This window comes from Streptomyces sp. NPDC029122 (genome assembly GCF_055569445.1).
Genome location: NZ_JBVHWK010000043.1, coordinates 1,534 through 24,863 on the forward strand (window position 1 = coordinate 1,534; position 23,330 = coordinate 24,863).

The following is a 23,330-nucleotide window of genomic DNA, read 5'->3' on the forward strand; positions in this document are numbered from 1 at the left end:
TCCACCACCCCCTCCCCCCCCCCCCCCCCCCCCCTTCCCCCTCCCCCCCCCCCCCCCCCCCCCCCCCCCCCCCGGCGGCCGGCTCGTGCGGGCCGGGGGCAGGACGCTCACGGCCCAGCTGGCCTTCACGGCCGCCGCCACAGCCGTGGGCGCCGCCGTGACCGTACCCCTCGTGGTCCTGGCGCGGGCCTTCTCCCCCGTGGACGTCGGTCCCTTGGGCTCCGCCATCGCCGCCGATGCCGTCACCGCTCTGCGGCTCTGTGCCCTCGCCGGCCTGCTGCTCGTCTTCGCCGTCGGCGTGCCGTGGGCGGCGAGGGCCGGCGCAGCTCCGTACCTTCGAAGAGAATCCGGATCCGTTTCATGCTGAATCGTCGTAATGCGCTCAAGGTGGCGGCCGCGGGTGGCGCCGCCGCCCTGTTCCCGTGGGACCGGTTGACCGGCACGGGCTCCGAGGCCGTGGCCAGTTCCCTCGTCACGGCGGAGGCGGCGCCCATCGTGCCGTTCGCGCACGCCATGCCGCTGCCGAAGACCCTCGCGCCGACCGGCTTCACCGCCACCTCCGATCTGTACGAGATACGGATGAGGGAGGCACAGGTCGAGATCGTCAAGGGCCTGATGTCGAAGGTCCGCACCTACAACGGAACCTTCCCCGGACCGACCATCAGGGCCTCCCAGGGCCGTGAGGTCGTGGTCCGCCAGATCAACGAGCTCCAGGTCGACACCGCCGTGCACCTGCACGGCGCGCACGTCCTCTCCCAGGACGACGGCCTGCCGATGGACACCATCGTGCCGGGCGGCGAGCGCACGTACCACTACCCCAACCAGCAGGCCGCGGCCTCGCTGTGGTACCACGACCACGCGCACCACCTCGAGGCCGAGAACGTCTACATGGGCCTGCACGGGCTGTACCTGCTCAGTGACCACAACGAGCGGACCCTGCCCCTTCCGAACGGCAGCTACGACGTCCCGCTGATCATCCGTGACGCGCGCGTCGAGGCGGACGGGACGCTGCTCTACACGCGCCCGTCCGACTGCCCGCACATGCTGGTCAACGGCAAGGAGCGGCCGTACTTCCAGGTCGCGGCCCGCAAGTACCGCTTCCGTGTCTACAACGCCTGCGCCAACCGGTACTTCCGGCTGCGCTTCGCCGACGGCATCGAATTCACCCAGATCGGGACCGACGGCGGCTTCCTTGAGACCCCGGTGCGGAAGACGGAGCTGCTGATGCTCGGCGGTGAACGCGCCGACATCGTCGTGGACTTCTCCCGGTACGCGGTCGGTGACTCGGTCGTCCTGGAGAACCCGGGCGCGCAGCCCACCGAGCGGCCCGAGGTGATGCGCTTCGACATCGTGCGGCGGGCCTCCGACTACAGCTTCGTGCCGGGCCGCCTGACGACGCACCCGCCGCTGCCGGCGGCGACGGTCGAGCGGGACTTCGAGATCCGTACCTTCCCGGCGATGACCATCAACGGCCTGTCCTACGACCCGAACCGGGTCGACATCACGGCCAAGCTGGGCACCACCGAGGTCTGGACGGTCCGCAACGCCGAGGCCCCGGCCGCGCCCGGCAAGCCGGACTTCCACCTCTGGCACAGCTTCCACACCCACTTGACGTACTTCCGGGTGCTGGAGCGCAACGGCCAGCCGGCCGGAGTCCGCGACGCGGGGCTGAAGGACACCGTCACCCTCGGCCCCGGCGACACCGTGAAGATCGCCATGACCTGGGGTCCGTACACGGGCCAGTACCTCTACCACTGCCACCAGCTGGGGCACTCCTCCGGCGGGCAGATGGGACGGATCGACGTCGTCGCGTGACCACCGCACACGACCGCGGCCGCTGAACGGGGGGCGCCGGGCTGCCGGCGCCCCCCTTCGGCGGCCGCGGCCGCGCCGCTCCCGCGCGACGGGCGGCGCATGCGGAAACGGGGGCGGGGGGAGTTCGGTGAACTCCCCCCCCCCCCGCGGCGTGTACGGGCGGGTCAGCGCCCGGCGGCCTGTTCCGCGCTGCGCGCGTCCACCGCCTTGCGCAGGGAGGCGGCGACGGTGAGTACGTCCGCGTCGCTGAGTCCGGGGTGCAGGGGCAGGCACAGGGTGCGGTCGGAAACCCAGTCGGAGGCGGGCAGCTCGGCCGGGTCGGTGCCGTACGCCGGGACCTTGTGCAGCGGGGCGTAGCGGAAGGTGGTGTAGATCTCGTCGGCCAGCAGGTCGCTGGCGACCTGGTCCCTGATCGCGGGGTCCATCTGCACCCAGTAGAAGTAGTGGGTGGACTCGTGGCCGTCCGGGAGCGCCGGGGGAGTGACCAGGCCGGCGGTCCCGGCCAGCTCCTGGTCGTACAGCGCGACGATCTCCTTGCGCCGGGCCACCATCTCGGGGAGCCTGCGCAGCTGTACGGAGCCGATGGCCGCGGTCAGGTCGTTGCCGATGACGCGACGGCCGGGCTCGGGGATGTCGAGCTCCCACCAGCGGGCGGAGACCTTGGCGTAGCCGAAGCCGCTGGGCTGGGCGAGCCCGTGGTAGGCGAGGCGCCGGACCCGGGCGGCCTGCTCGGGGTCCTTCACGTAGATCATGCCGCCGTCCCCGGTGACGAGGACCTTCATGGCGTCGAAGCTCCACATGGCGAGGTCGCCGAAGGTGCCCACGGCCTTGCCGTCGACGCGGGACGCCACGGAGCAGGCGGAGTCCTCGATCAGCGTGATGCCGAGTTCGCGGCAGCGCTCGGCGATGCGCACGATGTCGCCCGGGTAGCCGCCGTAGTGGAGGACGATGACCGCCTTGGTGCGGTCGGTGAGGGAACGCTCCACGTCCTCGAGCGTGGGGTTCAGGGTGCGCGGGTCCACGTCGCAGAAGACGGGGCGTCCGCCGCTGGTCACGACCGCGTTGGCGGCGGCGAGGAAGCTGAGCGAGGGCAGGACGACCTCGTCGCCCTCCTCGAGGTCCAGCAGCTCGGTGGCCAGGAACAGGCCGGAAGTGCCGGAGTTGATGAAGACGACGTGTTCGGGTGCGACACCCAGGTGCTCGGCGAACGCCGCCTCGAAGGCCTTGGTGCGGGGTCCGTGGCCGAGCCAACGGTCCTCGAACACCTCGGCAACCGCGTCGAGTTCCTCAGCACCCACCTGGGGCTGAAAAAGATTGATCATAGCCGCCTCTCACGTCCGGATGTCGCGATCGAGCTTAGGAACGGGCGCTCGACCGTGGATCGAAGTCCGGTGGTGGTGCCGCGCCGCCCGCTCGTACGTGGGCCCGCGCTCAGGCCAGGCCGGCGCCGGTGCGCAGGGCGTCGACGCGGTCGGTGCGTTCCCAGGTGAAGTCGGGGAGCTCGCGGCCGAAGTGGCCGTAGGCGGCGGTCTGGGCGTAGATCGGGCGCAGCAGGTCGAGGTCGCGGACGATCGCGGCGGGGCGGAGGTCGAAGACCTCGGAGACGGCTTCCTGGATGCGCTTGTCGGGCAGGGTGCCGGTGCCGAAGGTCTCGACGAAGAGGCCGACGGGCTCGGCCTTGCCGATGGCGTACGCGACCTGGACCTCGCAGCGGGCGGCCAGACCGGCGGCGACCACGTTCTTGGCGACCCAGCGCATCGCGTACGCGGCGGAACGGTCGACCTTCGAGGGGTCCTTGCCGGAGAAGGCGCCGCCGCCGTGACGGGCCATGCCGCCGTAGGTGTCGATGATGATCTTGCGGCCGGTCAGGCCGGCGTCACCCATCGGACCGCCGATCTCGAAACGGCCGGTGGGGTTGACCAGCAGCCGGTAGCCCTCGGTGTCCAGCTTGATGCCGTCCTCGACGAGCCGCCCCAGCACGTGTTCCACGACGTGCTCGCGGATGTCGGGGTTCAGCAGCGAGTCGAGGTCGATGTCGGCGGCGTGCTGCGAGGACACGACGACCGTGTCCAGGCGGACGGCCTTGTCGCCGTCGTACTCGATGGTGACCTGCGTCTTTCCGTCCGGGCGCAGGTAGGGCACGATCCCTTCCTTGCGGACCTGAGTCAGCCGGCGCGAGAGGCGGTGCGCGATGTGGATCGGCAGCGGCATCAGCTCGGGCGTCTCGTCCGTGGCGTAGCCGAACATCAAACCCTGGTCGCCCGCGCCCTGCTTGTCGAGCTCGTCCTCGTCGCCCTCGACGCGCTGCTCGTAGGCCGTGTCCACGCCCTGGGCGATGTCCGGGGACTGGGCGCCGATGGACACCGAGACGCCGCAAGAGGCGCCGTCGAAGCCCTTCTTGGACGAGTCGTAGCCGATCTCGAGGATCTTGTCGCGGACGAGCTGGGCGATCGGCGCGTACGCCTTGGTCGTCACCTCGCCCGCGATGTGCACGAGACCGGTGGTGATGAGGGTCTCCACGGCCACACGCGAGGTCGGGTCCTCGGTGAGGAGCGCGTCGAGGATCGTGTCGCTGATCTGGTCAGCGATCTTGTCGGGGTGACCCTCGGTCACGGACTCCGAGGTAAACAGGCGGCGGGACATTGCTCTCCGGGGGTGGCTCGAGGGGCAGCGGGTCGATGTCGCGAAGGTGGGGCCCAGGCTCGCCAAGGCCTCTGGAGGCTCGCTCAACCTGACGGAGCTCGGGCGGGCCCTGACGACGGCATCGGGCCGGCTCCGGACGTCCAGTGGGGGTCGAGGTGGACACGAGCCGGCCGGGTCAGCCTCGTCCCGGTCCCAGGACCGAGCCGGGACGTGTTCAACGGGAGGGGATCCATGTACGAGAACAAGAGCCAGGCGGAGCTCTACGACCGGCTCTACCAGGACCGCAAGGACTACGAAGCGGAGGCCGCCCAGGTGGCCGGGTTCATCCGCGGCCGCAAGCCGGACGCGGCGAGCCTGCTGGACGTGGCCTGCGGCACGGGCATCCACCTCGCCGCCTTCGCCAAGATCTTCGACCGCGCGGCCGGACTCGACCTGTCCCAGTGGATGGCGGACCTCGCCTTCGAGCGGCTCGCGGGCGTTCCCGTCCACCAGGGCGACATGCGCTCCTTCGAGCTCGGTGAGACCTTCGACGCCGTCGTGTGCATGTTCAGCTCGATCGGCTACCTGCGCACCGTCGAGGACCTGGACTCCGCCGTCCAGGCGATGACCCGGCACCTCGCCGAGGACGGCGTCCTGGCCATCGAACCGTGGTACTTCCCGGACAACTTCCTCCCCGGCTACGTCTCCACCCACGCGTTCAAGGACGGCGACCAGGGCATCTCCCGCGTCTCCCACTCCACGCGGGAGGGCAACGTCACCCGGATGGAGATCCACTACGTGGTCGCCGACGCCGGGACGGGAATCCAGCACCGCAGCGAGGTCGACTACCTGACGCTGTTCTCCCGCGAGGAGTACACGAACGCCTTCCGCAAGAGCGGTCTCGACGTGGAGTACGTCGAGACGGGCGGCGGCCGTCCCGGATTCTTCATCGGCACCCGCGAGTAGCCCGGGCCCTGCGACGGCCGGCGGCCGGCACGCGTCCGCGGGAACAGGATCGCTCGAACCGGATTCGAGGCGGAGCAGAGCGCGGCTTCGTACGGTCCTCGTATGCAGACTCCACCCCCGGAACGCCTGGACCGCAGACTGCTCATCCTCGCGGGCACCCTGCTCATAGGCGCCATCGCCTCACTGCTGGACTCCACCATCGTCAGCGTCGCGCTGAACGAGATCTCGGCCGATCTGGAAGCGTCCGAGACGGCGCTGTCCTGGGTCAGCACCTCGTACCTCCTCACCCTGGCCCTGGTGACGCCCCTGGTGGGATGGGCCGTCGACCGTTTCGGCAGCAGACGGATGTGGATGTTCGCCCTGGCCGTGTTCCTCGGTGGATCGGTGCTGTGCGGGGTGGCCTGGTCGGTCGAGAGCCTGATCGCCTTCCGTGTCGTCAAGGGCGTCGGCGGCGGCATGGTGCTCCCGATGGTGCAGACGATCCTCGCCCAGGCGGCGGGCCCCAAGCGCTTCGGCAAGGTGATGAGCCTGGTGGGCATCCCCGGGCAGCTCGCCCCGATCCTGGGGCCGGTGGCCGGCGGCCTCATCATCGACGTCGCCAGCTGGCGCTGGATCTTCTTCGTGAACGTACCGCTGATCCTCGTGGCGCTCGTCCTCGCGCACAGGGTGCTGCCGCCCTCCGCCGGCGGCGGGGACGCCAAGGTCGACCGCGTCGGCGTCATGCTGCTGCCCCCGGGCATGGTCGCGCTGGTGTACGGGTTCTCGCGGGTACGTGACGTGGCGCAGCTGACCGACCCGCTGACGGTGGGAGTCCTCCTCGCCGGCGCGGCCCTGATCGCCGCGTTCTGCGTGCACTCCGTGCGTTCGCGGTCCCCGCTCGTCGACGTGGGGCTCTTCCGCTCCCGGGCCTTCTCCTCGTCCTCACTGCTGGTGTTCCTCAGCGGTGTGGCCGTCTACGGCCCGCTCTTCGTCCTGCCGCTCTTCTACGCCCGCTCCCTGGGCTACGACAGCTCCACCATCGGCTGGCTGCTCGCCCCCCAGGGCCTCGGCATGCTGGTCGGCCTGTCGGTCGCCGGGTGGCTCACGGACCGCTACCAGCCCCGGGTCCTGATCCTGTTCGCCACCGCCCTGTCCGTGGCGGGCACCGTCGGCTTCACCCAGCTCGCCTCGGACCCGGACGACCTGCTCCTCGGCGTCTCCCTGGGCGTACGGGGCCTGGGGCTCGGAGTGGTCGGCGTGGCCATCCTCATCACCGCCTACCTCGACATCCCGAGCGACCGGATTCCCCGCGGCACCGTCATGATCGCGGTGGTGCAGCGCGTCGGGGCGTCGTTCGGGACCGCGATGGTCGCCCTGCTGCTGTCCGTGAACCTCGGCTCCTCGGACTCCGGCGGCCCGCAGGCAGACCCGTCCGCCTACGCGAACACCTTCTGGTGGGTGCTGGGCATGGCGGCGGCGATGGTCGTACCCGCGCTCTTCATGCCGAGGCGGCCCGACGGGGAGGCCTCCGACAAGACGGCGAAGGCGGCACCGGAGTCCAGCCGCAGCTGACCGGGGGTGCCCGGCCCTGATCCGCCGGGCGCCCCCTAGAACAGGGCCGCGACGGTTTCGGCCGTCGCGGCCGGAACCGTCGCGGCGAGTCGGCCGGCCCGGGCGGACTCCGCCACGGACATGACGTACTCGCCGTAGCCGGACTTGCGCAGGAGCCAGCCGAGCCGGTGGCACTGGTCGGCGTCGATGAACCCCATCTGGAGGGCGATCTCCTCGACGCAGGCGACGCGCAGCCCCTGGCGCCGCTCGAGGGTCTGGATGTACTGGGACGCTTCCAGCAACGAGTCGTGGGTGCCGGTGTCCAGCCAGGCGAACCCCCGGCCGAGGTCGACGAGCGAGGCCTTGCCGCGGGCGAGGTACTCGAGGTTGACGTCCGTGATCTCCAGCTCCCCGCGTGCGGAGGGGCGCAGACCACGGGCGATGTCCACCACGTCGCTGTCGTAGAAGTACAGGCCGGTGATGGCCCGGTTCGACTTCGGCCGGGCCGGCTTCTCCTCGATGGAGACGAGCCTGCCGAGCGTGTCCGTCTCACCCACCCCGTACCGCTCCGGGTCGCGCACGGGGTAGCCGAACAGCAGCGCTCCCTCCTTGTGCGGGACGTGGCGGTGCAGCAGCTGGGCGAATCCGGGTCCGTGGAAGACGTTGTCACCCAGGACGAGGGCGACGGAGTCACCGCCGATGTGCTCGGCCCCGATGACGAACGCCTCCGCGAGGCCGCGCGGCTCCGGCTGTTCGGCGTACGACAGGTTCAGACCGAGCGCACTGCCGTCACCGAGGACGCGGCGGAACTGCGGCAGGTCCACCGGTGAGCTGATGATGAGGATGTCCCGGACTCCGGCGAGCATCAGCACGGACAGCGGGTAGTAGATCATCGGCTTGTCGTAGACCGGGAGCAGCTGTTTCGAGATGCCCAGGGTGAGCGGATGCAGCCGGGTGCCGTTCCCGCCGGCCAGGATGATTCCCTTCACGGAAAGTCTCACCTCGTGTTGTCGTCGGCTCGTTCGCAGGGGCCCGGAGGGTTGCTCCGAGACTGTGGCAGGCCGGTCGAGGAAGCCTCGAAGCGCGCACGCGAAGGGGGCGGCCGTGGTGGCCGCCCCCTTCGCGGTGGGGCATCGCGAGCCGGTCAGCCGATGGTCAGGACGACCTTGCCGCGGCCGTGGCCGCTCTCCACGTCCCGGTGGGCCTCGTCGGCCCTGGCGAGGGGATACGCCTCACGGATGTGGATGTTGACCTTGCCCTGGACGTACAGGCCGACGAGTTCGGCGAGCCGCTCGGCCGAGCGCGCGCCCGCCACCGACGGCAGCCCCAGTTCCTGCGCCGCTTCGTCGGCGATCATCGTGACGACCCGGTTCCGGTCCTTGGCCACCTCGACGGAGGCCCGCAGGGCGTCGGGGCCCGCCGCGTCCACGGCCGCGTCGACGCCGTCGGGCGCGATCGCCCTCACCCGCTCGGCGAGACCCTCGCCGTACGTCACGGGGATGGCACCCAGTGCGCGCAGGTGGTCGTGGTTGCGCTCGCTGGCCGTGCCGATGACCCGGCCCGCACCCCAGGCGAGGGCGAGCTGCACGGCGAAGGTGCCGAACCCGCCCGCTGCCGCGTTGACGAGCACGGTGTCGCCCGCGTTGACGCCCACCGTGGACAGGGCCATGTGCGCCCCCTGGCCGTTGCCGGAGAAGCCGGCCGCGACCTCCCAGGGCATGGCCGGGGGCTTGCGGACGATCTGGTCCGCCGCCACGGTGATGTACTCGGCGTAGGCGCCCAGGACGCTGTAGCCGAGCACCTCGTCGCCCTCCGCGAAGGCCGTCACCCCCTCGCCGGTCTGGTCGACCGTGCCGGCGAACTCGTTGCCGAGGACCATCGGGAACTCCCGCTTGATGAACGGCGGGGTCCAGCCGCCGCGCACCCGCACGTCGAAGGGCAGCACTCCGGCGGCCCTGACGCGTACGCGCACTTCGCCGGGTCCGGCCTGCACGTCCTTGACGGTGGTCTCCCGCAGCACCTCGGGGGCGCCGAACTCGGACAGAGCGGCTGCTCGCATCACGGGGGTCCTTTCAGTAGTTCGTCATGTGGATCAGTTCGCATCCTGCTCGAGACGGTTCTTCACCGCGTCGAGAATCAGCCGGACCTTCGAGCTCAGTTCGTTCTGTACGAACTCCCGGGCGGCCGTCAGCCCGGTGCCCTCGCCGAGCACGGCCGCGACGCCGGACTCCTTGATGACGACCGTCTGCAGGGAGCGGACGACGGTGCTGCCGTCCTGCTCCGTGAGGAGCCACTGGACGTGGTGCGAGGCGCCCAGCGGCGGCAGCAGCAGCTGCTTGTAGGCGATCTTCGAGCCGGGCAGCCCGACCCGGGCCGCCCGGGTGGTGAAGATCCCGCCGTGACGCTCGACGGTGTCCAGCTCCAGGACCTGGGTGTGCCCCTCGCCGCCCTCCCGGACGTCGGCCCGTGCCACGTGCGCCATGTAGGAGGGCCACTCGCCGGCCTCGTAGAGGGCGGAGAACACCGCCTCGACGGGCGCCGTGACGGTGACGCCGTCCTCCACGGTGACCAGGGCCTCGGGCCGCAGCGCGGCCAGCTCCGCGGCGTCGCGCACCGCCGCGACCTCGGTGCGGGCGATCGTCTCGACGGTGCTGCGGACCGTCTCGGCCGCCGCCGGGTCCTTGAGACGGTACTCGTGTTCCAGGCGCACCACGGAGCCGCCGTCCGGGGCGGGTTCGACCACCCAGGAGCGGAGCATCGACTCCACCTGCGGCGGAAGGGATTCCGGCCGGAACTCGACGCGCAGGGCGTCCTGGTCGACGCGGCGCAGCGCCACCCAGTGCTCGACGGTGCCGTCGTAGTGCCCCCACATGCCGATCCGGTCGAACTCGCCGTCCCGGCCGAGGTTCTCCAGGTGGACGAAGGGGGCGAAGACGCGCGGCCAGTTCCCCTCGTCCGCGAGCAGCCGGTGCACGTCCTGAGCGGACGCCCGCACCGGCAGCTCGTGCGCGGAGCGGTGCGTGTGTGTCTCTCCCATGTGCTCCTCTTCCGTGGTGGCCGGTCAGCTGCGCCAGCGCGCCGCGCGCAGCACGCCCGCGCCGGTGGTCAGCGAACCGACCGCCGTTCCGGAGTCGTTGACGGCGTAGGCCTCGGTCGCGCCGGACGGCCAGGCGACGCCGAGGTCGGTGACCGTGCCGTCCGGGCTCCAGGTCACGGCGTGGTAGACGCCGCCGGGCGAGTACGAGAACCCGGCCGCGACCCCGAGGTTGTTGATGCCGTAGGCGGCGGAGCCGGTGTGGCCGGGCAGCGGCGACAGCGGTACGACCTGCCCCTGCTGGTTCCAGCGCACGGCGCGGTACGGGCCGTCGTAGAACTTGCCGGCCTTGAACGAGTTGCCGACCGCGACGCCGAGGTCGTTGATCCAGCTGGCCTGGCTCGAGTCGTCGCCGGGCAGGATGCCGCCGAGCGGGACGGGGGTGCCGTCGGCGTTCCAGCGGACCGCGTTCTGGAAGCCGTTCTGGAGGGAGTAGCCGACCGTGACACCGGAGTTGTTGATGGAACCCGCGGAGCTGGCGGTGCCGCCGGGCAGCGGGGGCAGGTGGACGGCCTTGCCGTCCGAGTCCCAGCGCATCGCCTTGTAGACGTTGTCCGGAGTGGCCGAGAAGCCGGCCACCGTCCCGAAGGAGTTGATCGAGTAGGCGCGGCTCTTGACCGAGCCGGGCAGCCCCTGCAGCTGGACGGGCGCGCTGTTGGGGCGCCACACGACGGCGTGCTCGGCCTTGTCGGCACCGACCGAGCGGCCCGCGATCGTACCGGAGGCGTTGACGACGAACGCCGTGCCGCTGACGTCACCGGGCAGCGTGCCCAGGTCGGTTATGTTGCCGTTCGCCGACCAGCGGACCGGGCGGCTGACGCCCTGGGCGTTGGCGGAGTAGCCGACCGTGACGCCCCAGGGGCTGATCCCGTACGCCAGGCTGGAGGTGTGCCCGGGCAGTGTGCCGAGATCCGTGACGTTCACCGCCGAGTGCGCCGGCAGTGCGGCGGCCGCCACCAGGGCCGCTGTGCCGAGCGCGAGGACGGCTCCTCGCGAAGCGCGGGACAGCAGGGTGAGTCTCATGTTCCGTGGTTCCTTTCGTCGTGCGGGATGTCGTGGCGCGTTGATGGCGCGGCTTCGCTCCGTCAGCGGCCGCCGGCCAGTTCGACGAGGCGCGGGACCATCGCGTCCGGGCCCGGCTGGGAGGTCAGGTGCTCGGCGACGGCGGCCGCGGTCTTGCGCAGCTGGGCGTCGCCCACGAGGCTGCGCAGCACCTCGACGTCGATCTCGTCCGGCTGGAGGTTGAAGCCGATCCCGGCCGTCTCGACGATGCCGGCGTTGATCCAGTTGTCGGACCCGTACGGCATCGCGAGCTGCGGCACGCCGGCGTGCGCGGAGGCCAGGGTGGTGCCCGCGCCGCCGTGGTGGACGATGCCGTCGAGGGTGGGCAGGAGCGCGCTGAGCGGGGTCCAGCCGACCGGCCGGACGTTGTCGGGCAGCGGGCCGAGCGGCTCCAGGTCCACCTGGTCGCCGAGCGCCAGTACCAGTTCGGCGTCCAGGCCCTCCGAGGCGTCCAGGACGCTGCGCAGGCTGCCCACGCCCGCCACGCCGGGCACGATGGTGCCCAGGGTCACGACGATGCGCGGACGCTCCTTGGGGGCGGCCAGCCACTCCGGCAGCACACCGCCGCCGTGGTGCGGGACGAAGCGCATGCTCCAGCCCTCGCCCTGGCCGCGCATGAACTCCTGCGGGGCGAAGTAGACGGGCTGCACCGTGGGCAGCTCCACCGGGACGCCGAGGCGCTCGAACGTGGGCGCGAGGTGCGGCAGCAGGCGCTCCGGGAGGTTCCCCTCACGAAGGAAGCTGTAGCCGTTCTCCACCGCCGGGATGCCGAGGGCGCGGGCGGTGAGCAGCGCGGTGCCCTGGAGGCGGGAGTAGACGACCAGGTCGGGCCGCCAGTCGCGCGCGAACTGGAGGGTCCGGTCCGCCATCAGGTCGTTGATCTGGCTGAACTTCTGCAGGATGAAGTCCGGCGTCTCCTCGGACCGGGTGACCTCCTCGCCCCGGGCGCGCATCGCGGTCATGCGCTCCTGCGGGGTTCCCTTCTTGGGGAAGACCATGGAGAAGTCGGCCTCGGGAGCCACGTCGTAGGCCATGAGGCCGGCGCCCACCGCCGCCTGGACGGAGACTCCGGAGGTTGCCACGGCCACCTCGTGACCGGCGGTGCGGAGGGCCCACGCGAGGCCAAGAGCGGGATAGATGTGGTCGAGTCCGGGAGAAACGTTGAACAGGACACGCACGAGTGCCACCTCGATTCGGCTGGAAGATGCTGCGCGGTCACGATGGCGGGCCCGGCTCAACTCGGACTCGAGAGGCGCGTTGGAGCCTCGGCGCGATGAGCGCGTGTGCGAGAGACGGGGAGTGCGGATGAGCGGGACCACGAGCGGCGCGGAGCCCTACGTGCCGGCGGAGCCCTACGTGTCGGCGGAGCTGTACGCCGAGGTGCAGCAGTTCTACGCGTGGCAGATGAATCTGGTGGAGGGCCCCGGCGCGGACGCGGACGCCTGGGCGCAGACCTTCACCGAGGACGCCGTCTTCGAGTCGGCGGGCGAGCCGGAGCCGCAGCGGGGCAGGGACGCCCTGCGCGCCACCGTGCGCGCGGGGGTCGAGCACATCGCCGCGCAGGGGCTCGATTTCCGGCACTGGTTCGGGATGGTGGGTGTCGAGCGGCAGCCCGACGACACGCTGCGCACCCGCTACTACGCGCTGGCGATGGCCACCGCGCCGGGCGGCCCGCTGGCGATCCGCGGTTCACTGCTCTGCCATGACGAGCTGGTCCGTGCGGACGACGGCCGTCTGCTCGTGCGGCGGCGCAGCCTGGAGGCGGACGGCCGCGCTCGCTGACATCCCCCTGTCCGCACGCGGGGGCGTTGGCGGTGTGGATGCCGCCAGCGCCCCGGCGTGTGCGCGGCCCGTGCGTGCGGGCCCGTCGGATCAGATGCGCTGCATCAGGAGTTCCGTGACGGCCTTCAGGTCGTCCGGGGTGAGGTGCGCGGTGAGGGCGTCCGCGATGGTCTCCGGGGAGTGGGTGGAGATCGTGAGGCGGGGGGCGGGTGTGGGAGGGGTGCCCGGCGCCGGGGTGCCGGCGGCGTTAACGGCGTTAACGGCGTTAACGGTCCGGGGTGCCGGGCGGGTGCGCTGGCGCGGGGGGTTGACGGCCTCGATGCTCTCGGTGGCGGCCGCCGCCTGTTCCTCCTGGGGGAGGCGGCCGATGCGGCGGGCCGGCTCGACCTTCAGCTCGCCGGTCTCGACCTTCCCCTGGAGCTCGGGCGTCAGGTTCAGCAGGGTCAGGCGCTGGGAGACCCAGGCCGCCGTCTTGCCGATCCGCTTGGCCACCTGTGCCTGGGAGCCGTGCACCTCGACCAGTTCCTGGAGGGCGCGGGCCTGGTCCATGGGGGCCACGTCGACCCGGTGGACGTTGGCGATGAGCGCCGATTCGAGGATGTCCGCCGCCGAGGCGGACAGGGCGTCGTTGACGTGGATGTGCATCGTCTTGAGGCCGGCCAGCTGGGCGGCCGCGAGGCGGCGGTTGCCGTCGATGACCACGTACGGGGCGCGGCCCAGGCCGTCCGTCTGGCCGGGGTGGGCCTCCATGAAGGCCAGCCGGGTCGCGACCGCGAGGGGCTGCAGCTGGCCCCGTACGGCGAGGGACTGGGCCAGCTCGTCGAGGTCGGTGAGGTCCTCGCGGAGGTTGAACGGGTTGTGGGCGAGGGCGTCGATGGGAACCTCGGACGGCGGGACCACCCCGGAGGTGGGGGCGCCCGTGACCTCGGCGATGGCGGCGCGGCGCGAGCTGACCCCGACGGGCTGGGCCCGTGCGAAGGACGCCGAGACGCCGAGCTTGTCGGCCTTGCTGCTCATGAGATCTCCCGGGCGAGGGCGCGTAGGGCGACGGCCTGGTCGCCGTTGGGGGCGTAGACGAAGAGCGGCTGCTTGAGGCGGACGGACTCGCGCTGTTCCTTGAGGTCGGGGACGATCGCCACGACCCGCGGGTCCTTTATGTCCATCCACGCCTGGAGCGAGCTCGTCGCGATGTAGCCGCGGCGGCCGTCGTAGAGGTTCACGACGAGGCCGAGGTAGTCGATGTCGAGGCTCAGGTCGTCGCGCAGATCGTTGATCTGGGAGGTGAGGAGGTCGTACGCGTCGGCCGAGGAGTCCTCCGCCTGTACGACGATCAGCGCGCCGGAGGCTCCGGGCTGTTCGGCGTCGCGGCGCCGGCCGTAGTAGATCGCCGCGTCCATGCTCAGGCCGAGGCTGGGCGGGCAGTCGATGAGGATGACGTCGTAGTCGGACTCGACGGGGGCCAGGGCGCGTTCGAGGGCGGCCTCGCGGGCGCGGACCGTGGAGAGGCGGACGTCGAGGAGGAAGGCGTCCGTGCAGGCGGGCAGGAGGTGGAGGCGGTCGCCGAACCGGTCGTGCGCGATCGGGGCGATGAGGTCCTGGAGGGGACCCTTGGCCTCGCCGGCCATGTGGCAGGTGAGGCTGTCGCCGCCGATGGGCAGCGGCTGCTGGCCGAGCTGCTTGGTGAGGTGGCCCTGGGGGTCGAAGTCCACGAGCAGGACGCGCATGCCCAGCCCCGGGAGGTCTTCGAGGTCGAGGGAGGAGCCGGGGTGGCCGGCGTCCGTCTCCTCGGGGCCGGCGAGGCGGGCCAGTTGGCGGGCGACGCGGACCGGGTGCAGGCTCGCGGGGTCCTCGGCGAGGGCTTCGGCGGTGCCGGCGGTGACGGCGGTCTTGCCGACCCCGCCCTTCTGGTTGCACACGACGATGCGGCGCACGACGGAGGGACGCTTGACGGTGGGGGCCGGGTTCAGTTCCAGCCAGAGGCGCACCGCCTGGGCCAGACCCTGGATGAGGGAGACGCCGCGGTCCTTGCAGTCGGTGCGGAAGGACTCCCACTGTCCGGCGGGCAGCCAGGTCGAGAACGACTCGGCGCCGGAGGTGTCGACGGGGGAGGGGGCGGAGGCGAGGGCGCTCCAGTGGGCGATGCCCTGGTGGACGGCGTCCTGGATGTCGACCCGCAGTTGGGCGGTGCGGATCTTCAACTCCTGGCGGAGCCACGGGGGGAGCTTGGAGACGACCTTCTCTCGGTCGTTCTGGGACGAGGGTGAAGTCATGGGAGGGACTTTACTAACGTTCCGGGGTGCGCGTGGGTGCCACGCTTGGGTTTTGCTAACGAAATGGGTGGCGAAGGGCCCGGGGTACGCGACAGGGCGGCCTCGCACACGCCGTAGCGAGCACCCCCGTGGTTCACCACGGCGTGCGCGAAGCCGCCCTGGAAGCGTCGTCAGCCGACCGGGACGGGCGCCTGCGGACCGGTCAGGCCGAGCGCGGCGCGGCAGGAGGGGGAGCCCGCCGGATCGAAGAGGGGGATGCGGGAGGCGGGCACGATGCCGGGGAGGAGATAGTTCCACAGGTCGATGACCCGGGCGTGCAGGTCCTCGCGGTCGGCGCGGACGTGCGAGGTCACCTGGACACCGGTGAACGAGCCGACGAGGAACGTCGAGAGGTCGTCCACGTCGAGCGAGGGCATGATGTCGCCGCGTTCCTGGGCCGGCGTCAGACAGCTGCGACAGGTCTCGATCCAGGCGTTGTACGGGGACGGGTCCGGGCTGGTGAACGAGCCGAACTCGATGACCAGGCGGATGCCGGCGCGGATGCGGGCGTTGGTGCGCAGCCCGGACGCCATCTGGTGGGTGAGGTCGATGACCGTCTGGAGGCCCGGGTCCTCCAGGGCGGGGACGTCCTTGGACACCTGGAACTGCTCGTCCACCAGGGTGCGGGCGAGGGCTTCCTTGGACGGGAAGTGGAAGTACAGGGCGCCCTTGGTGACTCCGGCGTGCCTGACCACGTCGCTGAGGCTGGTGCCGCCGAAGCCGGCGCGGTCGAAGGCGACGGCCGCGCCGTCGAGGATCGCCTGCCGGGTGATCTCGGCCCGTTCCTGCCTGACCCTCGCCACGTGTGTGTCTCCTGATTGTCGGTTACGTCCGCTGTAGGCAAGGTCAATCTAGTGGGAGCAACCGAAAAGAAACCAGTCGACCAGTACTTTTAAGGCGCTTAGGAGATGGGTTCTGGGGTGGGTTGGGGTGGTTTGCCGGGTGCTCTTCGTGGGAGAGGGGGGTGGGGCCGTCAACGGCGTTGACGCCCCCAACGGCCGGGCCGGGATGCGGCGTTAACGCCGTTAACGGGGGAGGGGGAGGGTGGCGGTCGTGCGGCCCGCCTTCAGCATCAGGGCCAGGCAGCCGGGGCGGCTCAGGAGGGTGTTGCGCAGGCGCAGGCCGAGGGTGGTGGCGGGGGCGAGGAAGGGGCCGGTGCGGTTGCCGCCCCGCTGGCAGGCCCGGGCGTAGGGGCGGACGAGGGACTCGTAGCGGCGGAAGGCGGCTCGGGGGTCCTCGGGGGAGCGGGCCAGTTCGCCCGCGAGGACGTACGCGGCCACGACCGCGGTACCGGTGCCCATGCCGCCGATCGTCGCGCCGCAGGCGGCGTCCCCGAGGAGGACCGTCCGGCCGGTGGACCAGGCGCCGACGTCGGCGCGGCTGATCGAGTCGAAGTAGAGGTCTTCGGCGCCGGCGAGGGACTCGAGGAGCGGCCCCACTCGCCAGGGCAGGCCGGCGAAGGCCCGGGTGATGAGCGCCTTGTGGGCGGCCGGGTCGTGGCGGTCGTACGACAGCTCGGGCGAGGCGAAGAGGAAGAAGGCGCCCGCGCGGCCGGGGGTGGCGGGGGAGGAGCCGACGGAGGCGAGGCGGCCGCGGGCGTTGAAGCCCACGGAGCCGCGGCGGGCGGGGTGGGGGTCGCCCGGCAGGCTCCAGGTGGCGGCGTAGTAGCCGAGGTGGGAGACGTACCGCTCCTCGGGGCCGAAGGCCAGCCGGCGGACGGTGGAATGCAGGCCGTCGGCACCGATGACGATGTCGAAGCTGCGGGGTGGGGCGTGGCGGAAGGTGACGTCCACACCGGACGCGGTTTCGGTGAGGGAGGTGATCGAATCGCCGAAGAGGTACTCGGTGGAAGGGCGGGAGGCCTCGTAGAGGATGCGGGAGAGGTCGCCGCGCAGCACTTCCACGTCACCGCCCGCGAAGGCGGCGGGGAGGTGGAGGAGCTCCCGGTCGTCGGCGTCCACGAAGGTCATCGGGGTGCCGCCGGTCTGGACGCGGCGGAGTGCGTCGAGGATTCCCGTCCGGTGGAGGACGCGGAGGTGCGTTTCGCCGCGGAAGTCCACGGCGTGGCCGCCGCCGCGCAGGGCGGGGGCGACCTCGACGACGGTGGGGCGGAAGCCGTGGCGTGCGAGCCAGTGGGCGACGGCGGGGCCCGCGACGCTCGCGCCGGAGATGAGCACGGTTCTGGTGGTGGGCATACGTGTCCTCGAGTAACTGTGTCTAGTGGAAACTATTTCTGTGTGTACGGTAGACGCGGTTTCGGTGCGAGGGCAAGGGGATCCGATGGCGGACGGGCAGTGGGCGGCGGCGGTGCGGTTGTTGTGGGGGCCGCCGGTGACGCCGGCACGGGGGCCGCGGCGGGGGCTGACCCTGGAGCAGATCGCGAGGGCCGGGGTGCAGATCGCCGACGCCGAGGGTCTCGGCGGTGTGTCGATGCAGCGGGTGGCCGGGGAGCTGGGGGTCACCAAGATGGCCCTCTACCGGTACGTACCGGGGAAGGCGGAGGCCGTCGCGCTGATGGTGGAGGCCGCGCTGCCCGACCCGGCGCGGGGACTGGACGCCGCGCCGGCGGCGTCCGGGGACGGATGGCGGGAGCGGCTCGGGGCGTGGGCGCGGGAACTGCTGGCCGGGTTCCGCGCACATCCGTGGCTGCTGGACGCGACGGTGGGGGCGCGGGCGATGGGGCCGCGGGAGGTGGGGTGGCTGGAGCGGGCGCTGGCCGCGCTGGAGGGGTGCGGACTGAGCGGGGCCGAGGCGATGGACGTGGTGGTGCTGATGGCCGGGCACGTGCGGGGGATCGCCGAGCAGGAGCGGGCGGCGGGTGGCGCCGGCGGCCCGGAGGAGGAGCTCGGGGCCGTGCTCGGGGAGGTCGTACGGATGAGGGGCGAGGAGTATCCGGCGCTCGCGGGCGCGCTGGCCTCCGTCGCCGAGCACGGGGGGCAGGACCAGGCCATGGAGTTCGGACTGGAGCGGATCCTCGACGGGGTGGGGCTGTTGGTGGAGCGGCGGGCGACCTCCTGAAGTCGGGCGCCTTCTGGTTCCGCTGCGCGGGGGTCCGGGCAGGACAGGGCCGTGGCGGGTGGAGTGCTGGTCGCCGTGGCGGTGGTGGTCCTCGCGTGCGGTGCGGGCGGGATGTCGGCGCGCGGGCTCGGGCAGCCGGCGGTGGTCGGGGAGATAGCCGTGGGGATCCTGCTCGGGCCCACCTTCCTGGGGCGGGTGTGGCCGGAGGGTCAGCGGTGGCTGCTGCCGGATGAGGTGCTGCCGTCCTTGGGGGTGTTGGGGAACCTCGGGCTCGTCGTCTTCATGTTCTTGGTGGGGCTGGAGCTCGACGTGGGGATGCTGCGGGGGCTCCGGCGGGCCGTGGTGGTGGTGAGCCAGGCGAGTGTGTGGGTGCCGCTGGGGCTCGGGGGGCTGCTGGCGCTCGGGTTGTACGGGACCTTCGCGCCGGAGGGGGTCGGGCGGGGGGAGTTCGTGCTGTTCGTGGCGGTGGCGCTGAGCGTCACCGCCTTTCCCGTACTGGCGCGGATCCTCACCGAGCAGGGCCTGTACGGGACGCCCGTTGGGGTGCTGGCGATGGCCTGCGCGGCGGTGGCGGACGTGGTCGCCTGGTGCCTGCTGGCGGTGGTCGCGGCCGTCGCCGGGGGCGGTGGTGCGGGGGCCGGGCTTGGGCGGGCGGCCCTGGCCGGGGTCTTCGTGGCGGGGATGTGGTGGGGGGTGCGGCCGCTGCTCGCCCGGGCGGCGGCGCGGTGGGGGGCGGGGCGGCCGGAGGGGGAGCGGCCGGAGGCGGGGCGGGGCGGCGGGGTCGTGGCGCTGTTCGGCGGGATCTGCCTGGCGGCGTACGCGACGGAGGCGCTGGGGGCGCACGCGCTGTTCGGGGCGTTCGTCCTCGGGGCGGTGGTGCCGCGGGGGGAGAAGGCTGTGGAGTCGGCGGCGCGGCGGATGCGGGAGTTCGCGGTGCCGGTGCTGCTGCCGCTGTTCTTCGTGGGGAGCGGGCTGCGGACCGACGTCGGGGCGCTGCACGGGGGCCGGGTCTGGTGGTGGGCGGCGGCGGTGCTGGGGGTGGCCGTCGCGGCGAAGTGGGGCGCGGCGACGGCGGCGGCGCGGGCGGCGGGGGTGCGGGGGCGGGACGCCGTGCTGCTGGGGGCGCTGATGAACTGCCGCGGGGTGACGGAGCTGGTGGTGCTGAACGCGGGGCTCGGACTGGGGGTGATCGGGGTGGAGCTGTTCACCGTCCTGGTGCTGATGGCCCTGGTGACGACGGCCGCGACGGGGCCGGCGGTGCGGGTGCTGGGGGTACCTCGGGCCGCGGGGGCCGGCGACGGGCGTTGACGCGGTCGGCGGTGGACGGCGGCTCTGGCGGGAGTCCGGTCCGGCTCCGGTGAGGGCGTCGACTGTGGCCCAGGATCTCGTACCCCTCGGTGTGGGGCGGCCCGCGGATGCGGCGATTGCGGTGTGGAGCCCCTCATGGTCAAGCAGGAGCGTGCGGCACGCACACGGGAAGCTCTCGTGCTCGCCGCGGCGGAGGTGTTCGCCGAGGAAGGCTTCGCCGCGGCGTCGATCGCCGCGATCAGCGAGCGGGCCGGAGTCACCTCCGGCGCCGTCCAGTTCCACTTCGACGGCAAACCCGCCCTGGCCCGGGCCGTGGAGGCCCGTGCGGCGCGGACGCTGCGGCGGATCGCCGAAGCGGAAGGCGCGGGCGACCGGGACGGCGATCCCCTGCTGGTGCTCGTCGACGCGACGTACGCGCTGCTGAAACTGCTGGCCGCGGACGTGGTCGTACGGGCCGGCTTCGCGCTGGGCGCCGACGCCGCCCACCGCAGCAGGGTGGATCTGCGGGGACAGTGCCGTCTGTGGACGCAGGAGCTGATGGACACCGCGGAACGGGCCGGGCTCCTGGCCGAGGGGGTCTCCCCGCAGGACGCGACGCGGGTGGTCGTGGCCATCACGTCCGGGTTGAGGGACCTGCTGTCCGTGGAACCGGAGTGGACCGCGCGGCAGGCGCTGGCCCGGATCTGGACGGTGGTGCTGCCGGGGATCGCTCCGGACGGAAAGGCCGTCGCGGACCAAGAAACAGACTGAATGGTTTGATTATTGGGCCCCGATGGGTGTTATATGACCTGCGTAGCGAGGTGGCTGAAGGGCTCCAAGCTGTCGTGGGTCTGTGGTGTTCACGCAAAAGCCCAGGTCAGAGGGATATTTCCAAGGAGCGGCGAGATTCGCCCGGCCGAAAGCCGGTCGACCGGTTGCGCATTGACAAACCGTCCGGCCTGTTTTCTACTGACTCTTGCGACTCATCCAAAGGACAGGGGAGTACGACGTGGACATCGATGTACTGGGCGCACTCGCCGTGCGGGAGAACGGGATCTCCATCACGCCCACCGCCCCCAAGCCCCGCCAGGTCCTGGCGCTCCTGGCCCTCCACGCCGACCAGGTCGTACCGGTGTCGGCGCTGATCGAGGAGCTGTGGGGATCGATGCCGCCGCGCAGCGCCCGCACCACCCTCCAGACGTACGTCCTCCAGCTGCGCGCGCTCATCGCGACCGCCCTGGAGGGCAGCGACGACGAGGAGCGGACCGCGAAGGACGTGCTCGTGACGCTGCCCGGCGGCTACCTGCTGAACAGCGGCGGCGGCACCAGCGACGTCCGGGAGTTCGACCGGCTCGCCGGCATGGGCTACCGGGCGATCGACGCGGGCGACTATCCGGTCGCCGCGCAGCGGCTGCGCGAGGCCCTCGCCCTGTGGTCGGGCCCCGCCTTCGCCGACGTACAGGGCGGCGTGCAGCTGGACATGGAGACGCGCCGCCTGGAGGAGACCCGGCTGTGCGCGCTCGACCAGCGCATCGAGGCCGACCTGAAGCTGGGCCGCCACCGCGAGCTCCTGGCGGAGCTGACGGTGCTGGTGAGCCGGTACCGCACCCACGAGAACCTGCACGGGCAGTTCATGCTCGCCCTGCACCGCTCGGGCCGGCGCGGCGAGGCACTGGACGTGTACCAGCGGCTGCGCGCCACGCTCGTACGGGACCTGGGTCTGGAACCGTCCACCGCGCTGCGCAGGCTCCAGCGCTCGATCCTGATGGCCGGCCCGGAGGGTGCGGTCAAGGCGGCGGCGGTGGCCGGGGCGGTCGCCGGTACGGGCCCGCGGGCCGAACGGCTCGTACGGGCCTGACCCGCGTGCGGCCGGCGCCGGACGCGCGCGGCCGACGGCAGGTGCAAGGACGGAGCGGGGGCGAAGGGAGACGGAGCGGTGCAGGAGAGGTCGGAGCGGACCCGCAGGCGGTTGGTCTTCGCCGGGGCCGAGTTGTTCCACCGCAACGGCTACGCCAACGCGACGCTCGGAGAGATCGCGGGTGCGGCCGGGGTGACGAAGGGGGCGCTGTACTTTCACTTCGCCTCGAAGGACGAGCTCGCCGACGCGGTCCAGCGGCGCGGTTGCGGCCTGTTGCACGAAGCGGTCAGGGTGCTGCGGGAGGGCGGGGCCTCGCCCTTGCAGACGCTGATCGACACGACGCACTGGCTGGCCCGGACGCTGCACGAGGATCCGGCGATCCCGGCGAGCTTCCGGATCACCAAGGAGTGCGCCGGGCAGCAGCCGGCCGCGGTCGACTTCCACGGGGCGTGGCTGTCGGCGGTGTGCGAACTGCTGCGGATGGCGCGGGACGTGGGCGAGCTGCCGCTGGACCGGCCGGTCGGGAGCGTTCCCGGCGACGGCGACGGCGACGGTGACGGTGACGGCGACCGCGATGCGGCCGGGGGTCATGCCGGTTCGGCCGCCGACCGGTGGGAGAGCGCCGAGGCGCTGGTGGCCGCCGCCGTCTGCGGTATCGAGGTACTGGCCGGCACGGGGCTGTCGTACGCGGAGCTCCAGCGGAAGGTGGCCGCCCTGTGGGGGCTGCTGCTGCCGAGCCTGGTGGGTGCGGAGCGGGTGCGGGAGTACCGGACGCAGGCCCCCTCCGGCGGAGCCGCGGCCGGTGCCGGTTCCGGTGCCGGTTCCGGTGCCGGCGAGGAGCGGCGGTACGAGTTCCTCGGGAGCGGGGTCTAGGACCGCATGCGGTGGACCACGTCCGGCGGGTCCGCACGACGCACGGTGCGGGTCCTGCCCGGACGCGGCCCTCGCGGGTCGCGGCACGCTCGGGCACCTGCCGCCGACCGGGCGGCGCGACGCGCGAGGAGAGGTACGGACCCGGCCGGTCCGGGCGTACGGGACGAGGGCCACAGCGACCCCCGTCATCGAGGTGAATCGACGAACTGCGGAGGGGGAACCGTGAGGATTCAGATTCTGGGACCGCTGAGGGCCGAGGTCGACGGGGAGTCCATCGTGCCGACCGCGGCCAAGCCGCGGCAGATCCTGGCCCTGCTCGCCCTGCATCCCGGCCGGGTGATGCCCGTGCCCACCCTCATGGAGGAGATCTGGGGCCAGGAGCTGCCCAACAGCGCGCTGACCACCCTGCAGACGTACATCCTCCAGCTCCGCCGCAGGCTGGGCACGGCCATGGGCCCGGGCCGGCCGGGGGCCGCGAAGGAGGTCCTCACGACGCGGCACGGCGGGTACCTGTTGCAGGTGCCGCCGGAGTCCGTCGACGTCCACGCGTACGAGGACCTCGTCGCGCGGGGCCTCGCCGCCTTCGAAGGCGGCGACGACGAGGGCGCGGCCACCCTGCTGCGGGCGGGTCTCGCGCAGTGGGAGGGGCCGGCGCTGGTCGACGTACGGGTGGGCCCCGTCCTCGCGATCGAGGTCATGCGGCTGGAGGAGAGCCGGCTGGTCACCCTGGAGCGGCGGATCGACGTCGACCTCCGGCTGGGGCGGCACACCGAACTCCTCGCCGAGCTCACCGAGCTGACGGCACGGCACGCGCAGCACGAGGGCCTGCACTCCCAGCTGATGGTGGCGCTGTACCGGTCGGGGCGGCAGGGCGCGGCCCTGGACGTGTACCGGCGGCTGCGCGGACGGCTCATCGGCGAGCTGGGCGTCGAGCCGGCGCCGCAGCTCCAGCGGCTGCACCAGGCGATGCTGACGGTGGATCCGGCTCTGGACGTGGTGGCCGGCCCCAAGCGGGGATCGACCTTCGACCTCTACGCGGCCTGACCGCGACCGACACCGGACCGGAGCGGTCGGGCGGGCCATGACACCCGGGTCCACCGCCCCGGACGGGGGT

Annotated in this window: 22 protein-coding genes; 11 read left to right on the top strand and 11 right to left on the bottom strand. The window is 72.2% G+C overall.

Going from position 1 to position 23,330, the window contains the following annotated elements:
* The first annotated feature begins 157 nt into the window (after positions 1-157).
* Together ACZ4WZ_RS32300 and ACZ4WZ_RS32305 are read left to right on the top strand one after the other, a co-directional pair.
* Positions 158-367: a hypothetical protein gene (locus ACZ4WZ_RS32300; RefSeq protein WP_467896460.1), complete on the top strand. Its 210-nt coding sequence runs from the start codon at positions 158-160 to the stop codon at positions 365-367.
* Positions 361-1,815, top strand: a complete 1,455-nt coding sequence (locus ACZ4WZ_RS32305; RefSeq protein ID WP_467896462.1) for a multicopper oxidase family protein — start codon at positions 361-363, stop codon at positions 1,813-1,815. Before ACZ4WZ_RS32300 ends, ACZ4WZ_RS32305 begins: the two co-directional genes overlap by 7 nt.
* Before the next feature lie 164 nt (positions 1,816-1,979).
* On the opposite strand, the gene ACZ4WZ_RS32310 is transcribed toward ACZ4WZ_RS32305, so the two are convergent.
* Together ACZ4WZ_RS32310 and metK are read right to left on the bottom strand one after the other, a co-directional pair.
* Complete coding sequence (locus ACZ4WZ_RS32310) at positions 1,980-3,137, bottom strand: DegT/DnrJ/EryC1/StrS family aminotransferase (protein ID WP_467896464.1); 1,158 nt, start codon at positions 3,135-3,137, stop codon at positions 1,980-1,982.
* A 109-nt stretch (positions 3,138-3,246) separates the two neighbouring features.
* The gene (metK, locus tag ACZ4WZ_RS32315) at positions 3,247-4,458 is read right to left on the bottom strand and encodes a methionine adenosyltransferase (protein WP_467896466.1); all 1,212 of its coding nucleotides are present in this window, start codon (positions 4,456-4,458) and stop codon (positions 3,247-3,249) included.
* A gap of 231 nt (positions 4,459-4,689) precedes the next feature.
* Between metK and ACZ4WZ_RS32320 the strand changes: the two genes are divergently transcribed.
* Both ACZ4WZ_RS32320 and ACZ4WZ_RS32325 read left to right on the top strand, forming a co-directional pair.
* Positions 4,690-5,403 carry a class I SAM-dependent DNA methyltransferase gene (locus ACZ4WZ_RS32320; protein WP_467896468.1) on the top strand — a complete coding sequence of 238 codons (714 nt, stop codon included), beginning with the start codon at positions 4,690-4,692 and terminating at the stop codon, positions 5,401-5,403.
* Positions 5,404-5,505: 102 nt separating this feature from the next.
* Complete coding sequence (locus ACZ4WZ_RS32325) at positions 5,506-6,954, top strand: MDR family MFS transporter (protein ID WP_467896469.1); 1,449 nt, start codon at positions 5,506-5,508, stop codon at positions 6,952-6,954.
* Between the two features lie 35 nt (positions 6,955-6,989).
* Here the strand turns inward: ACZ4WZ_RS32325 and rfbA are convergent, their stop codons facing one another.
* The 5 genes from rfbA to ACZ4WZ_RS32350 form a co-directional block, all read right to left on the bottom strand.
* Positions 6,990-7,922 (bottom strand): glucose-1-phosphate thymidylyltransferase RfbA, encoded by a 933-nt coding sequence (gene rfbA, locus ACZ4WZ_RS32330; RefSeq protein ID WP_467896471.1) that lies wholly within the window; start codon positions 7,920-7,922, stop codon positions 6,990-6,992.
* 155 nt (positions 7,923-8,077) lie between these two features.
* On the bottom strand, positions 8,078-8,992 hold the full coding sequence (locus ACZ4WZ_RS32335; RefSeq protein ID WP_467896473.1) for an NADP-dependent oxidoreductase: 915 nt from the start codon (positions 8,990-8,992) through the stop codon (positions 8,078-8,080).
* A 33-nt stretch (positions 8,993-9,025) separates the two neighbouring features.
* Entirely contained in the window at positions 9,026-9,970 is a 945-nt protein-coding gene (locus ACZ4WZ_RS32340; RefSeq protein WP_467896475.1) for an aromatase/cyclase, read from the bottom strand.
* A 24-nt stretch (positions 9,971-9,994) separates the two neighbouring features.
* Positions 9,995-11,050 (bottom strand): hypothetical protein, encoded by a 1,056-nt coding sequence (locus ACZ4WZ_RS32345; protein WP_467896476.1) that lies wholly within the window; start codon positions 11,048-11,050, stop codon positions 9,995-9,997.
* Between the two features lie 62 nt (positions 11,051-11,112).
* The gene (locus ACZ4WZ_RS32350) at positions 11,113-12,408 is read right to left on the bottom strand and encodes a nucleotide disphospho-sugar-binding domain-containing protein (protein ID WP_467896478.1); all 1,296 of its coding nucleotides are present in this window, start codon (positions 12,406-12,408) and stop codon (positions 11,113-11,115) included.
* Here ACZ4WZ_RS32350 and ACZ4WZ_RS32355 point away from each other — a divergent pair.
* Positions 12,395-12,871 carry a nuclear transport factor 2 family protein gene (locus tag ACZ4WZ_RS32355; RefSeq protein WP_467896480.1) on the top strand — a complete coding sequence of 159 codons (477 nt, stop codon included), beginning with the start codon at positions 12,395-12,397 and terminating at the stop codon, positions 12,869-12,871. The two genes, ACZ4WZ_RS32350 and ACZ4WZ_RS32355, sit on opposite strands and share 14 nt — an antisense overlap.
* A gap of 90 nt (positions 12,872-12,961) precedes the next feature.
* On the opposite strand, the gene ACZ4WZ_RS32360 is transcribed toward ACZ4WZ_RS32355, so the two are convergent.
* From ACZ4WZ_RS32360 to ACZ4WZ_RS32375, 4 genes are all read right to left on the bottom strand, one after another.
* A complete protein-coding gene (locus ACZ4WZ_RS32360; protein WP_467896482.1) occupies positions 12,962-13,888 on the bottom strand; it encodes a ParB/RepB/Spo0J family partition protein in 927 nt (308 codons plus the stop codon).
* A complete protein-coding gene (locus ACZ4WZ_RS32365) occupies positions 13,885-15,141 on the bottom strand; it encodes a ParA family protein (RefSeq protein WP_467896483.1) in 1,257 nt (418 codons plus the stop codon). Before ACZ4WZ_RS32365 ends, ACZ4WZ_RS32360 begins: the two co-directional genes overlap by 4 nt.
* A 170-nt stretch (positions 15,142-15,311) precedes the next feature.
* Positions 15,312-15,983 (bottom strand): ScbR family autoregulator-binding transcription factor, encoded by a 672-nt coding sequence (locus tag ACZ4WZ_RS32370; RefSeq protein WP_467896485.1) that lies wholly within the window; start codon positions 15,981-15,983, stop codon positions 15,312-15,314.
* A 222-nt stretch (positions 15,984-16,205) separates the two neighbouring features.
* The gene (locus tag ACZ4WZ_RS32375) at positions 16,206-17,375 is read right to left on the bottom strand and encodes an FAD-dependent monooxygenase (protein ID WP_467896487.1); all 1,170 of its coding nucleotides are present in this window, start codon (positions 17,373-17,375) and stop codon (positions 16,206-16,208) included.
* A gap of 85 nt (positions 17,376-17,460) precedes the next feature.
* Here ACZ4WZ_RS32375 and ACZ4WZ_RS32380 point away from each other — a divergent pair, with 85 nt between their 5' ends.
* The 6 genes from ACZ4WZ_RS32380 (at position 17,461) to ACZ4WZ_RS32405 (ending at position 23,260) form a co-directional block, all read left to right on the top strand.
* Positions 17,461-18,198, top strand: coding sequence for a TetR/AcrR family transcriptional regulator (locus ACZ4WZ_RS32380; RefSeq protein ID WP_467896489.1), 738 nt, complete (start codon positions 17,461-17,463; stop codon positions 18,196-18,198).
* A gap of 51 nt (positions 18,199-18,249) precedes the next feature.
* A complete protein-coding gene (locus ACZ4WZ_RS32385) occupies positions 18,250-19,506 on the top strand; it encodes a cation:proton antiporter domain-containing protein (protein WP_467896491.1) in 1,257 nt (418 codons plus the stop codon).
* A 135-nt stretch (positions 19,507-19,641) separates the two neighbouring features.
* Positions 19,642-20,256 (top strand): ScbR family autoregulator-binding transcription factor, encoded by a 615-nt coding sequence (locus tag ACZ4WZ_RS32390; protein WP_467896493.1) that lies wholly within the window; start codon positions 19,642-19,644, stop codon positions 20,254-20,256.
* A 238-nt stretch (positions 20,257-20,494) separates the two neighbouring features.
* Positions 20,495-21,343: an AfsR/SARP family transcriptional regulator gene (locus ACZ4WZ_RS32395; protein WP_467896495.1), complete on the top strand. Its 849-nt coding sequence runs from the start codon at positions 20,495-20,497 to the stop codon at positions 21,341-21,343.
* Between the two features lie 78 nt (positions 21,344-21,421).
* Entirely contained in the window at positions 21,422-22,216 is a 795-nt protein-coding gene (locus ACZ4WZ_RS32400) for a ScbR family autoregulator-binding transcription factor (protein WP_467896497.1), read from the top strand.
* 222 nt (positions 22,217-22,438) lie between these two features.
* Positions 22,439-23,260, top strand: a complete 822-nt coding sequence (locus tag ACZ4WZ_RS32405) for an AfsR/SARP family transcriptional regulator (RefSeq protein WP_467896499.1) — start codon at positions 22,439-22,441, stop codon at positions 23,258-23,260.
* Positions 23,261-23,330 lie beyond the last annotated feature (70 nt).